At 75.0% G+C, this 12,656-nt stretch carries 15 protein-coding genes; 12 read left to right on the forward strand and 3 right to left on the reverse strand.

What is annotated here, in order from left to right; genetic code table 11:
- Positions 1-148: 148 nt before the first annotated feature.
- From J0910_RS04580 to J0910_RS04620, 9 genes are all read left to right on the forward strand, one after another.
- Positions 149-847, forward strand: coding sequence for an LmeA family phospholipid-binding protein (locus J0910_RS04580; RefSeq protein ID WP_420157260.1), 699 nt, complete (start codon positions 149-151; stop codon positions 845-847).
- Positions 844-1,161: a TlpA family protein disulfide reductase gene (locus J0910_RS04585; protein WP_420157261.1), complete on the forward strand. Its 318-nt coding sequence runs from the start codon at positions 844-846 to the stop codon at positions 1,159-1,161. Before J0910_RS04580 ends, J0910_RS04585 begins: the two co-directional genes overlap by 4 nt.
- A 470-nt stretch (positions 1,162-1,631) precedes the next feature.
- Entirely contained in the window at positions 1,632-2,471 is an 840-nt protein-coding gene (locus J0910_RS04590) for a sulfurtransferase (RefSeq protein WP_420157262.1), read from the forward strand.
- Complete coding sequence (locus J0910_RS04595) at positions 2,468-2,776, forward strand: DUF1416 domain-containing protein (RefSeq protein ID WP_420157263.1); 309 nt, start codon at positions 2,468-2,470, stop codon at positions 2,774-2,776. Before J0910_RS04590 ends, J0910_RS04595 begins: the two co-directional genes overlap by 4 nt.
- A 130-nt stretch (positions 2,777-2,906) precedes the next feature.
- Positions 2,907-3,746, forward strand: a complete 840-nt coding sequence (locus tag J0910_RS04600; RefSeq protein ID WP_420157264.1) for an EamA family transporter — start codon at positions 2,907-2,909, stop codon at positions 3,744-3,746.
- 192 nt (positions 3,747-3,938) lie between these two features.
- Complete coding sequence (locus J0910_RS04605; protein ID WP_420161885.1) at positions 3,939-5,795, forward strand: hypothetical protein; 1,857 nt, start codon at positions 3,939-3,941, stop codon at positions 5,793-5,795.
- Positions 5,796-5,997: 202 nt separating this feature from the next.
- A complete protein-coding gene (locus J0910_RS04610) occupies positions 5,998-7,254 on the forward strand; it encodes a MurT ligase domain-containing protein (RefSeq protein ID WP_420157265.1) in 1,257 nt (418 codons plus the stop codon).
- Positions 7,255-7,288: 34 nt separating this feature from the next.
- Entirely contained in the window at positions 7,289-8,005 is a 717-nt protein-coding gene (locus J0910_RS04615) for a type 1 glutamine amidotransferase (protein ID WP_420157266.1), read from the forward strand.
- 188 nt (positions 8,006-8,193) lie between these two features.
- Positions 8,194-8,466: a hypothetical protein gene (locus tag J0910_RS04620; protein WP_420157267.1), complete on the forward strand. Its 273-nt coding sequence runs from the start codon at positions 8,194-8,196 to the stop codon at positions 8,464-8,466.
- 44 nt (positions 8,467-8,510) lie between these two features.
- On the opposite strand, the gene ygfZ is transcribed toward J0910_RS04620, so the two are convergent.
- Positions 8,511-9,545, reverse strand: coding sequence for a CAF17-like 4Fe-4S cluster assembly/insertion protein YgfZ (gene ygfZ / locus J0910_RS04625; RefSeq protein ID WP_420157268.1), 1,035 nt, complete (start codon positions 9,543-9,545; stop codon positions 8,511-8,513).
- Complete coding sequence (locus J0910_RS04630; protein WP_420157269.1) at positions 9,542-9,970, reverse strand: Fur family transcriptional regulator; 429 nt, start codon at positions 9,968-9,970, stop codon at positions 9,542-9,544. The genes ygfZ and J0910_RS04630 overlap by 4 nt, the downstream gene beginning before the upstream one ends.
- Before the next feature lie 370 nt (positions 9,971-10,340).
- On the opposite strand from J0910_RS04630, the gene J0910_RS04635 reads away from it, so the two are divergent.
- Together J0910_RS04635 and J0910_RS04640 are read left to right on the forward strand one after the other, a co-directional pair.
- Positions 10,341-10,571 carry a FitA-like ribbon-helix-helix domain-containing protein gene (locus tag J0910_RS04635; RefSeq protein ID WP_420157270.1) on the forward strand — a complete coding sequence of 77 codons (231 nt, stop codon included), beginning with the start codon at positions 10,341-10,343 and terminating at the stop codon, positions 10,569-10,571.
- Positions 10,568-11,110 carry a type II toxin-antitoxin system VapC family toxin gene (locus J0910_RS04640; protein ID WP_420157271.1) on the forward strand — a complete coding sequence of 181 codons (543 nt, stop codon included), beginning with the start codon at positions 10,568-10,570 and terminating at the stop codon, positions 11,108-11,110. The genes J0910_RS04635 and J0910_RS04640 overlap by 4 nt, the downstream gene beginning before the upstream one ends.
- Here J0910_RS04640 and J0910_RS04645 read toward each other — a convergent pair.
- Complete coding sequence (locus tag J0910_RS04645; protein ID WP_420157272.1) at positions 11,056-11,613, reverse strand: nitrobindin family protein; 558 nt, start codon at positions 11,611-11,613, stop codon at positions 11,056-11,058. The two genes, J0910_RS04640 and J0910_RS04645, sit on opposite strands and share 55 nt — an antisense overlap.
- Positions 11,614-11,827: 214 nt before the next feature.
- Between J0910_RS04645 and J0910_RS04650 the strand changes: the two genes are divergently transcribed.
- Positions 11,828-12,598 carry a GIDE domain-containing protein gene (locus tag J0910_RS04650; RefSeq protein ID WP_420157273.1) on the forward strand — a complete coding sequence of 257 codons (771 nt, stop codon included), beginning with the start codon at positions 11,828-11,830 and terminating at the stop codon, positions 12,596-12,598.
- The last annotated feature ends 58 nt before the right edge of the window (positions 12,599-12,656 follow it).

Here is a 12,656-nt window from a genome sequence, read left to right on the forward strand (position 1 = left end):
GGGCAGCGCCCGTGCCTCGGCGCGGGTGAAGTACCCTTCCTTGAGGTATCCGTCCCCCGGCGTCCGAGACGTCGCAGCGGGACCGCCGCCGGCCGGCCCCCCGGTCCGCGGGCGCCGCCGAACCCCTACGGAGCGTGCTGGAATCCCGATGCGCAAATTCCTCGTCTTCCTGGTCCTTCTGCTGATCCTGCTGGTGGTGGCGGACCGGGGCCTGCACGCGGCGGCTCAGAGCGAGATCGCCAAGCGCGTCTCCGCCCAGTACGAGCTGGCGTCGGAGCCCGCGGTCACCATCGGCGGCATCCCCTTCCTCACCCAGGCCGTGGGCGGGAACTACTCCGAGATCAACATCGTCACCGGCGCGATGAACGTCGGCGACGTCCAGCTGGAGCGGGTCGACGTCACCGCCTACGACGTCCAGGCCCCGATCTCGGAGCTGATGAGCAGCGCCCCCCAGGCGACCGCCGGGCGGGCCGAGGCCACCGTGAAGCTGCCCTACAGCGAGCTGCAGAAGCGGCTCCCGGAGGGCATCGTGATCAACAACGAGGGCGGCGAGCCGCGGATGAGCGGCGACCTGTCCCTGGGCGGGTTCAGCCGCCCGGTCTCCGCCGGGCTGGACATCGCGGTGCAGGGCGACGCCATCGCCGTCACCCCGGTCGACGTGCAGATCGGCGACACCGGCCTGGACCTGGCCGGCCAGGTCGAGCAGCGGCTCGCCGTCTCGCTGCCCATCCCGAGGCTCCCGTTCGGCCTGGAGATCACCGGCATCCAGGCCAAGCCCGGCGGCGTCGAGGTCTCCGCCGAGGCCGCCGACGTCCAGCTGATCGGCGGGCAGGCGCAGCAGGGGTGAGCGGCGCCGCGCTGACCGCCGGGGACCTGGGCGGCCCGCTCGGCGAGCGGGCCACCCTGGTGCAGTTCTCCTCCGCGTTCTGCCGCCCCTGCGCGGCCACCCGGCGGGTGCTGGCCGAGGTCGCGGGGATGGTCCCGGGCGTCGCCGCGCTCGACGTCGACGCGGAGTCCCACCTGGAGCTGGTCCGCGCCCTGGAGGTCGAGTCCACCCCCACCGTGCTGGTGCTGGACGCCGGCGGGCGGGAGCGGGTCCGGGCGGCCGGCCTGCCCAGAAAAGCCGACGTGATCGCCGCCCTGGGCCGGGTCCTGGACTGACCTGCGCCTTCCGCGCGAACCGGCCGCCCGGCCCCGGCGCCGGCCGCGGCGGCGGGCGCCGTGTGAGGCGGGCCACGGGTGACATCCTCGGCCCGAGCCCGTACGATCGGTCACGTGAACTCGGTGACAGGCGCGTTTCTGACGAAGCGGCGGGCAGTGGACTACTGCCACGTCGCCGCCGCGCTCTGTCTTCCCCGCCCGTAGAGCGGGACACCGCCGCGCCCTGAACCGGGCGCGCCCGTGGACCACCGCCGACGCCGCGCGCATCCTCCCGCCCCGCCCCGGCACCGCTCACGCAGCAGGGACACCACCATGCAGCCGGTCATCCAGGACCGGCGGTGGACCGCACCGCCGCAGTCCGCGAACCGCCTCGCACACCCGACCGCCGACGCACGCCTCCGGGCGGCCGGTCCCGCATGCGCGCACGCCCCTCTCAACGCCGCTGCACACATCGATCAAGGAGGTTCCCCATGAGCCGCTCCGACGTCCTGGTGGACGCCGACTGGGTGGAGGCTCACCTGGACGACCCGAAGGTGGTCCTCGTCGAGGTCGACGAGGACACCTCGGCCTACGACAAGGGACACATCCGCAACGCGATCAAGCTCGACTGGAAGAAGGACCTCCAGGACCCGGTCCGCCGCGACTTCGTGGACCGGACCGGCTTCGAGAAGCTCCTCTCCGAGCGGGGCATCGCCAACGACGACACCGTCGTCCTCTACGGGGGCAACAACAACTGGTTCGCGGCCTACGCCTACTGGTACTTCCGCCTCTACGGGCACCAGAGCGTGAAGCTGCTCGACGGCGGCCGCAAGAAGTGGGAGCTGGACTCCCGCGAGCTGGTCGACACCGCGACCGAGCGGCCGGCCGCCCAGTACACCGCGGCCGAGCAGGACACCTCGATCCGGGCGTTCCGCGACGAGGTCGTCGAGGCGATCGGCAGCAAGGCGCTGGTCGACGTCCGCTCGCCCGACGAGTTCACCGGCAAGCTGCTCGCCCCGGCGCACCTGCCGCAGGAGGCCTCGCAGCGCGCCGGGCACATCCCGACCGCGCGCAACATCCCGTGGGCGAAGGCGGCCAACGAGGACGGCACCTTCAAGTCCGACGAGGAGCTCCGCGAGATCTACTCCGAGGCCGGCGTCGACCTGGACGGCGACGTCATCGCCTACTGCCGGATCGGCGAGCGCTCCTCGCACACCTGGTTCGCCCTGCACGAGCTGCTGGGCCTGCCGAACGTGAAGAACTACGACGGATCCTGGACCGAGTACGGCTCCCTGGTGGGCGTCCCGGTCGAGCTGGGGGAGGCCAAGTGAGCGCGGACGGATGCGGCGCGCCGGTCGGCGGTGTGGTGCTCTCCGAGGGCGCCGCGGCCGACCAGGCCGTCATTCAGGGCGTGGTGAGCCGGGGCGGCGCGCCGCTGGCCGGCGCCTACGCCCGGCTGCTGAACGGGTCCGGCGACTTCGTCGGCGAGGTCGCCACCGGTGACGAGGGCACCTTCCGCTTCTTCGCCGCCGACGGCGACTGGAAGGTGAAGGTCCTGGCCTCCCGGGGCTTCTCCGCCGAGTTCGATGTGCGCGCGGAGGTCGGCAAGGTCGCCGACCTCGCCGTCCAGGCCTGACGGCCGGGCGGAGGGCGCGACGGCGTCCGCGGAGGGCCCGCCGAGGGAAAGGGCCGATGACCCGACCGGATCCGCCGGTTGCTAGGGTTCGCACCGTTCACCTCCCCCCGCACGGAGAAGCAGCAGGACATTGACCACCGCCGCCGCCATCGCGGTCCTCGCCGCGGCCCTGCTGCACGCGGGGTGGAACGCCATCGCGCACGCGATCACCGACCGGCTGCTCGGCTTCGCGCTGATCGGCGCGGCGGGCATGGCGGGCGGCGCGGCCACCGCGGCCTTCGCCGGCCTGCCCGACCCGGCGTCCTGGCCGGCGCTGGGCCTCTCGGCCCTGCTGCACGTCGGCTACATGGGCCTCCTCATGCTCTCCTACCGGGTGGGCGACTTCGGCCAGGTCTACCCGCTGGCCCGCGGCACCTCCCCGTGGCTGGTCGCGCTGGGCGCCGCAGTGCTCCTCGGCGAGACGCTCTCCCCGCTGCACCTGGCCGGCGTCCTGGTGGTCTCCGCCGGGCTGACCGCGCTGGTGTTCGCCGGCGGCGTCCCCGGCCGCGACCGGCTGCCGGCGCTGGGCGCCGCCCTGGCCACCGGGGCGATGATCGCCGCGTACACGGTGGTGGACGGCGTCGGGGTCCGCGCCTCCGGCGACCCGCTGGCCTATCTGGCCTGGCTGATGATCCTGGAGGGGCCGTGGTTCCTCATCGCCGCCCTGGTGCTGCGCCGGGGCCGGCTGGCGTCGCAGCTCCGCCCGGTCTGGCGGATCGGCGCGCTCGGCGGCCTGCTCTCCATGGCCGCCTACGGGCTGGTGCTGTGGGCGCAGACCATGGGCAGCCTGGCGGCGGTCGCGGCGCTCCGGGAGACCAGCATCATCTTCGGGGCGATCATCGCCGCCCTGGTCTTCAAGGAGGGCCTCGGCCGGCTCCGGGTGCTCTCCGCGGTGGTGGTGGCGACCGGGATCGCCCTGCTCAACCTCTGACCGGGGGCGGCCGCCCCCGGCCCCTCCGCCCGGCACACCGAACGGGGACGAGTCCGGCATCGGGGCGAAAGGTCGTGACAACTCGGCTCCGTCCTGTCAGCATTTCCTCTCACCAGGAGGTGCTCGGAGTTGCCCGAACCAAGGACTGGACCCCCGCAGCATCGGACGACCCACCTCGGCTGGCGGCACGAGGTGCTGATCGGCGACCCCGGCCCCCCGCCGCGCCGCCCGGCCCCCGCCGAGCGCGCCGAGGTCAGCCCGGAGTGGGTGGCGGCGCAGCGGGGCACCGAGGCGCACACCAACCGGCCGCTGGTCGTCGCGGTGCGGGTGCTGTGCGGGCTGGCGCTGCTCGCCGTCGCCCTGTGGCCGCTGCGCATCCTGCCCGGCCTGCTCGCCCTGGTCGCGGTGCTCGCCTGCCTGGTGGTCGCGGTTCCGGTGGCGGTGGCGCTGCTGCAGAGCCGCCGGGTGGTCGCCGAGCGGCTGGCCGCTGAGCGGGCCCGGCTGGAGGCCGAGCGGCGGGCGGCCGAGGGGGAGCTCCGCCGCCGCCAGGAGGAGCACGCCCGGGAGCACACCGCCTGGCGGGCGCGGCGCCGCGCGTTCGAGGCGCAGCCGCGCTGGTACGGGCTGAAGGTGCCGGAGGACGCCGCCGCGGTGCTCGTCGCCGGCGGCACCGACGCCGGCTGGTCGGCGGTGCTGACCGCGGTCGGCGCGTCCCGGGTCGGCTCCGGGGGCGACGTCACCGTGCTCGACCTGTCCGGCCGCGCCGTCGCCGGGGACCTGGCCGCGCTGGTCCGCCGGGCCGGCATCGCCCCGCGGATCTGGGTGCTCCCCGCCGACCTGCCCCGGATGAACCTGGGCATCGGCCTGGAGGCCGCGCAGCGCGCCCGCACCCTCGCCGCGGTCGCCGCCGCGTTCGATCCCAAGGCCGACACCGAGGCCGACGTGGAGCTGATCGGCGCGGTGCTGGAGGTGCTCGGCCCGGACGCCGGGACCGGCGACCTGCTGGCCGGCCTGCGCGCGCTCGCCCTCCCCGAGGAGGAGGCGGGGGAGGAACCGCCGGACCCGCTCACCGCGGAGCAGCGGGCGCGGATCCGGGAGCGCTGCGGCACCGGCCGGGAGCGCGCCGAGCGCGCCTGGGAGCTGGAGGGCCACCTGGCCCCCTTCGAGGGGGTCGGGGCGCGGGCCGAGGCCGAGCCCTACGCCCAGGTGAAGATCATCGCCACCGACCGGGCCGCGGGCGCCGTCGCGGCCCGCGCCTACGGCACCTACACCGCGGCCGCGCTCTGCCGGCTGCTGGAGATGCGCGGCGCCGCCGCCGACGGCCGCTGGGGCCGCACCATCATGGTCTGCGGCGCCGACGCCCTCTCCGGCGCCGACCTGGACCGGCTGACGGCCGCGGCCGCCGCGGCCGGAACCGGGCTGGTGCTCTTCTTCCCCGAGGCCGACGACGAGGTGATGGCCCGGCTGGACCGGGACGACGCCTTCCCGGTGCTGATGCGCCAGCCCGCCGGCCGTCCCGCGGCCCGGCTGGCCGAGTGGCTGGGCGGCGCCCCGGAGCTGCCGCTGCACCGGCTCACCGAGGTGATCGGCGAGGCCCTGGACGGCACCGTCGCCGACAGCTACGTGGAGGACGTCCACCCCGGGGCGGCGGCCACCGCGCCGGTCGCGGTCCGCAACGCGGCCTCCTCGATCCCGCCGCTGGACCTGGCCCGGCACCTGCGCGACGCGACGTCCTGGGGCCGGGCCACCGCCCAGGCCGCGCAGATGGACGAGGAGGGCGCGGGGGCCGGCACCCGCTCCCACCGGATCGACGCCCACGGCCTGCGCACGCTGCCGCCCACCGCGATGCTGGTGCCCGGCCCGGACGGCCCGGTCGCGGCCGACGCCAACCCGGGCATCCTCACCCTGCCCGCGGCCACCCTGGCCACCGTGGAGGAGGGGCCGCCCGCCCCGCCGCCCGAACCGGAGGGGGACGCCCCCGCCCCCAACCTCGGCCCGCCCCCGGAGCGCCTGGACTGGCGCTCGGAGCGGCAGCCCGAGGCGCACTGACCGCGACCGGAGGCCGGCCGGGCCGGCGGCGGGGAGGCCCGCGCATCCGCCGGTCCGCGGGACCGGGGAGCACACGGGACGGCGGTGGGCCGGGCCACGGCGTGCGGCCAATAGGCTAAGAGGGGAACCGCGCCCTCCGACCGGACGGGGCGCTCCCGCCGGCCCGGGGCCGGTGACTCCGAGCGGAAACCTAGTGGGGATCATGAGCGAACTTCCCTTGCGCGCCCAGCTCGCCTCCGTGCTGGGCAAAGGAGCGGCGTCGCTGTCCCGGGCGACCGGGCGGGGCGACGGCTCCGTCATCGGCGGCCGGGTCGCGCTCAAGGTCGAGCCGGACCTCCTCTCGAAGCTGGCCCGCGGCCGGCGGCTCGCCCTGGTCAGCGCGACCAACGGCAAGACGACCACGACCCGGCTGATCACCGCGGCGCTGCGCGACCTCGGCGAGGTCGCCACCAACGACCAGGGCGCCAACATGCCCACCGGGCACATCACCGCCCTGTCCCGCTACCCGGACGCGCGCGTCGGGGTGCTGGAGGTCGACGAGAAGTACCTGCCGCAGGTCATCAAGGACACCAAGCCCGCGGTGACGGTCCTGATGAACCTCAGCCGGGACCAGATGGACCGCGCCTCGGAGATCAACCTCCTCGCCAAGAAGTGGCGCGACGTCCTGCGCACCAGCGAGACGCACGTCATCGCCAACGCCGACGACCCGCTGGTCGCCTGGGCGGGGCTGGGCGCGCAGCACGCCACCTGGGTGGCGGGCGGCCAGCGCTGGAAGGAGGACTCCTGGTGCTGCCCGGAGTGCGGCGGCCACCTCAAGCGCGACCCCGACCCGCACTGGGAGTGCCCGGAGTGCGGCCTGCGCCGCCCGGACGCCTCCTGGGCCGTGGACAACGCCTCCGACAGCGTGGTCGACCCCAACGGCGGCGCGCTCCGGCTGGACCTGGGCCTGCCCGGTGACGCCAACCGGTCCAACGCCGCCATCGCCCTGGCCACCGCCGCCGCCTACGGCATCCACCCCAAGCAGGCGCTGCCGCGGCTGCGCGAGATCCGCTCGGTCGCCGGCCGCTACACCTCGGTGGTCACCCACGGCGTCGAGGTCCGGCTGCTGCTCGCCAAGAACCCGGCCGGCTGGCTGGAGTCCTTCGCGGTGCTCGGCCCGCCGGACGTGCCGGTGCTGCTCTCGGTGAACGCCCAGATCCCCGACGGCAAGGACACCTCCTGGCTGTGGGACGTCGACTACACCGTGCTGCGCGGCCGCCGGGTGTTCGTGCTCGGCGAGCGCCGCACCGACCTGGCGCTGCGCCTGGAGACCGACGGCGTGGCCTTCGAGACGGCCGACCGGGTGGACGACGTCGTCGCCCGGCTCAAGGGCGAGCGCCCCGACCTGACCAAGGTCGACGTGATCGCCAACTACACGGCCTTCCAGCAGATCCGCGCGGCCTACGGGCGGGTCCAGTGACCGCCCGGCACCCAGGACACGAGGACAGGTGAGCATGACCGACACGAGCAGCGCGCTGCGCATCGTCTGGATCTACCCCGACCTGCTCAGCACCTACGGCGACCAGGGCAACGCGCTGGTCCTCCAGCGCCGCGCCGAGCTGCGCGGCATCCGCACCGAGATGGTGCACGTGCTCTCCAGCGACCCGGTGCCGGCCGAGGGCGACGTCTACCTGCTGGGCGGCGGCGAGGACCGGCCGCAGATCCTCGCGGCCCAGCGGCTCCGCGCCGACGGCGGCCTGAAGCGCGCCGCGGAGGCCGGCGCCGCGGTGCTCGCGGTCTGCGCGGGCTACCAGATCATCGGGGAGAGCTTCGGCGACGACGCGGACAACCCGCTGCCCGGCGTCGGCATCCTGGACGTCCGCAGCGGCCGCGGGGAGACCCGCGCGGTCGGCGAGATCGTCGCGGACATCGCCCCGGAGCTGGGCGGCGGCCGGATCACCGGGTTCGAGAACCACCAGGGCCGCACCTCCATCGGCCCGTCGGCCCGCCCGCTGTCCACCACGGTCGCCGGCATCGGCAACGACGGGCGGACCGAGGGCGCCTACCAGGGCCAGGTGCTCGGCACCTACCTGCACGGCCCGGCCCTGCCGCGCAACCCCGCCCTCGCCGACATGCTGATCAGCTGGCGGGTCGGCCAGATCGCCCCGCTGGAGCCGTCCTGGGGCGAGCGCCTGCACGAGGAGCGCCTCGCCGCGGCCCTGAACGCCTGAGCCGGTCCCTCCCCGGCCTCCGCCCGCCGCGGAGGCCGGGGGCCGCTCCGCCCCGCCGCCGGGCAGGCGCCCCGGAAGGCGCCGGACCCGCGCCGCTCCCGCCGCCCGCCGTCGACCTCCCCTCGAGTCGAAGTCCTACGATGCGGATCGACCGGTGGGAAGCCGTCCACGGCACTGAGGAGCGGGCAGTGATCGTCACCATCGCCAGGGTCATCGACCCCGATCGATTCCTCGAGGTCTTCGAGACCTCCGGCGCGGAGAAGCGGCGGGAGCACGGCTGCCGGGGAGCCTGGGCCTACTTCGATCCCGACGACGCGCACCGGGTGTGGTCCGTCTTCGACTGGGACGCGGAGGACTACGCGGGCTTCCTCGCCGACCCCGAGGTCCCGGCCATCGCACGGCTGCTCGGGATCGAGGCGCCGCCGGTGCACGCCGCCCCCGCGGCCGAGCTCGACGCCTGACCACCGCGCCGGGCCCGCCCGCGGACGGGGCGGTTCCGCCGGCCTCAGCGGCCGCGCAGGCCGCGCAGCCGGTCCTGGGCGGCGGCGCCGGTGTCCGGCGGGACGATGACCTCCTGGGCGGCGGCCACGCCGTCCACCAGGAACTCGGCGTCCACCGGGACGTTCCGCTTCACCAGCGCCAGCGCGATCGGGCCCAGCTCGTGGTGGCGGGCGGAGGAGCCGACCCTCCCGACGGAGCGGCCGTCCAGCTCGACGGCGGCGCCGCGCTCCGGGAGCCGCTCGGCGGTCCCGTCCAGGTGCAGCATGACCAGCCGGCGGGGCGGCCGGCCCAGGTTCTCCACCCGGGCCACCGTCTCCTGGCCGGGGTAGCAGCCCTTCTCCAGGTGGACGGCGGTGCCGATCCAGCCCATCTCGTGCGGGATGCTCCGCTCGTCGGTGTCCAGCCCCTGCCGGGGGCGGTGCCCGGCGATCCGGCCGGCCTCGTGGGCCCAGAGGCCGACCGGGCGCGCGCCGGCCTCGGTGAGCGCCGAGGCGGCCGCGGACAGCGCCTCGCGCGGCAGCAGCAGGTCGGTCTCCTCCTCGGCCCGGCGCACCGGAAGGTCCTCGGGGAGCGACCCGGCGGCCTTGCCCAGCACCTCGTCCCGGTCCGGCCCGGCGAGGGTCAGCACGGCCCGCTCGCCGGTGGCGTCGGCCACCTCGACGCGGAGCATGAACCGCATGGAGTCCAGGAAGGCGGCGAGCTCGGCGCCCTGGCCGGGCTCGGTGTGCAGCCAGGTGGCGGAGCCGTCGTCCAGCACGGCCATGTGCTGCTTGACCCGGCCGTTGGCGTCCATCAGCAGCGCCTCGGTCGCGGTGCCGGCGGGGATGCCCTCCAGCGCCTGGCTGGTGAGGCTGTGCAGCAGGGAGAGCCGGTCCGGCCCGGTGACCCGGACGACGCCCCGGTCGGAGCGGTCGACCCAGCCGGCGGAGCGCTCCAGGGCGCGCGCCTCCTGGGCCGGTTCGCCGTAGTGCGCGGCGACGGCGGAGTCCGGGGCTTCGGCGGCCACCGCCCCGGGGCGGCTCAGCAGGGGTGAGGTCATGCCTGTGAGCCTACGCGGCAGTCGCGGCATTCGCCGAACACGGACAGGTGGCGTGCGTCCGCGCGGAACCCGAACCGCTCCTCCAGCTCCGCCACCAGCTCTTCGGCGAGCTCCAGCGGGACGTCGGAGGCCTCCCGGCAGGACCGGCAGACGAGGTGCAGGTGGTCCGCCTCGGCGGCGAGGTGGTAGGAGGGCGCGCCGGCGCCGAGGTGGGTGTGGGTGACCAGCCCGACCTTCTCCAGCACGTCCAGGGTCCGGTAGACGGTGGACAGGTTGAGGCCCTCGGAGGTCCGCTGCACGCGGGCGCGGATGGCATCGGGCGTGGCGTGCTCCAGCTCGCCCACCGCCTCCAGCACCGATCGCCGCTGGGGCGTGACTCGGTAGCCGCGGGAGCGCAGCTCGTCCTGCCAGGTCCGGTCGGCCATGCCCCGAGTCTACGGGCGCCCCCGGACGCCCGGAGAAGCCCGCGAAAAAACATTTGCCCCACCGCCGGGGGGACGCATACCTTCGAGTCACGCAGGAAAGGAGGTGGTCCTGAAGTGAAGGTTTTTAGGGCTGGCGAGGTGTCCGCCCGCTAGGGCGCACCCAAGCGGTTCGCACCGGCGAATCCACAGCGGACACCCGAACCCCCGGGAGGCCGGACTAGTCCACCGGCCCCGCCGTCCGAGGCGGAGCAGCCCCGGGGGTTCGCCATGCCCGGACCCCGCCCAGAGGAGAAGGGGCCGGCCGGCCGCGTGCCCGGGGCCGAGAACCCTTCCCCCGTTCAGGGCCGGAAGATGAATGCAGAATGACTTCATGGCATCGCTGACCATCCGCGACGTCTCCGATGAGGCCGTTCGCACCATGAAGATCCGCGCCGTGACGAGCGGGCAGTCCCTCCAGGCCTACTTGCGGGCACTCATCGAACGGGAGGCCGCGAAGCCGACCCTGGCCGAGATGGCCGAGCGGATCGAGCGGCGCGCCAAGCCCGAACTGACTGCGGAGGACGTCACCGAGGCGACCGACCAGGGCCGGGAGGGCCGTTGATCGTCCTCGACAACTCGGCGGCGGTCCGGATGCCGACCTCTTCCGACCCCGGCGCGCATGAGCTCCTGCGCCGGGTGGCCGGAGAGGACGTGCTGTGCGCCCCCCACCTGGTCGACACCGAGTCCATGTCGGCGGTCCTCGGGCTCAGGACGGGCGGAAAGATCACCGGCTCCGACGCGGACGCGGCCGTCGCCGACTTCCGCGAGCTGCCGATCGAACGCTATGAAGTGCTCCCCCTGTGGCCCCGGCTCAAGGTGCTGAGGTCGAACCTGTCCGCCTACGACGCCGCCTATGTGGCATTGGCCGAGGCGCTGGACGTACCGATGATCACCGCTGACGCGCGGATGGCGCGGAGCGGGGCGGCCCGCTGCCCGCTGGAGGTCTTCGGCTGGCACGGGCGCTCCCTCACCGGCCCCGCCCGCCTCGTGCGGTGCGGCACGGTGCCGCTGCGCCGTCGGCGGGGCGGGTCGGCCTCCGGGCGGGGTCAGTCCTTCTTCGCGGTCTTCTTGTCGGCGCGCTTGAGCTGGGCGGACATGTAGGAGCGCAGGTCGTGGCCCTGGGCCGCCATGTCCCAGGCGTAGCCGAGGGTCTCGCGGTCGTCGCCGAACAGGCCGTAGAGGCGGTGGCCCGCGGTCACCTCCAGCCCGGTCTCGGTGCGCAGCACGGCGTCGGTGGAGAGCTCCACCCGGTTCGCGAAGACGTTGCCGAGGTAGACCTCGCTGAAGCCCTCCGGGTGCGAGATGAGCACCTCCACGTGGACCGGCGTGGTGCCCTCCGGGGCGTCCTTCGGCAGCTCGGTGCCGGCCGGGCGGATCCGCCAGTAGCCGTTCTCCGAGGTGACGTACTCGCCGAGCGAGCCGTCCCCGGCGACCCGCCAGGCGCAGGACCGGTAGGCCAGGAACGGGCCGCCCTCGTAGGAGAACTCGATCTCCTGGCCGAACTGGAACTCCTCGGTCCCCTCGTAGCCGGCGACGCCGACGCCCTCCCAGCGGCCGATCAGGAAGGACAGTTTTTCAAGATCGGGGTGGATTTCAGGCTGCATAATGTCCGAGAGTAGCCGCGCGCGGGCGGTGCCGGGGCCAGGTCGCCCGGCGGGGCGCAGCCCGGGGACGGGATCCCTTCCGGAGCTGGTAAAGAAGAGGGATGCCCGTGCCCGCCGCCGCTGAGGCGCGGCGCTGGCGTCCAGGGCATGTGCGCCGGGTGCGCGGACGGACGCGCACGGTGCGGGGACCACAACGGAACGGGGGCCTTTTTCAATGCTGGTGATCGGGGCGGTCCTCATCGTCGTCGCGGCCGTGCTGGCCGTACCGGCGGTGATCGCGCTGCTCCGCTACACGGCCCACCGGGACTTCGAGCGGCTGCGCCCGCGGGCGCTGGTCGCGCGCGACGGCCAGGACATCGAGGTGACCGGTGTCGCGGTGGCGGGCCCGTACGGCGAGGACGAGTCGCGGCTGGCCCGCATCGCCTGCGTCTGGCACTGCCACGAGGTGCTGCGGCACTACTGGACGCCCGCCCCGGTCCCGGAGACCGGTGAGCGCGAGCGCACCTACGACTCGATCGCCGAGTACGGCGAGGAGGTGCCGTTCGGCCTGGTCGGACCGGGAACGCCCGAGGACCGGGCGGCGACGGTGCTGGTGGACCCGGCGGACGCCGCCGCGGACGGGATCGACCTCGCCCTGCAGCGCGTCGTGGGCCGCCCGCAGAAGGGCGTCCGCGCCCCCGCCGACGACCTGCTGCCCCGGGTCAAGGGGCGGATCTCGGGGCTGTTCCGCGGGGAGACCATCGAGTTCGAGTACCGGGAGTGGCTGATCAAGTCCGGTACCCCGGTCACCGTCCGGGGACGCGTGCAGGTGCGCGACGGCCGCCCCTTCCTCACCGCCCCGCCCGACGACAAGCTCCGCATCACCCGGACGGAGCAGCCCCCCGCCCAGGAGGCGGCCCACAGCGCCCGCAAGGCCCTCCTCCTCGGCGGAGGCACCCTGGCCTCGGTCGGCGTGGGCCTGCTGATGGTCCTCGGCGCGGTCTGACCCGCTCGGAACGGCCGCCCCCGGACGCCGTCCGGGGGCGGCCGTTCCGCTTGGGCGG

The sequence above is a fragment of the Nocardiopsis oceanisediminis genome (assembly GCF_048595525.1).
GTDB lineage: Bacteria > Actinomycetota > Actinomycetes > Streptosporangiales > Streptosporangiaceae > Nocardiopsis_A > Nocardiopsis_A oceanisediminis.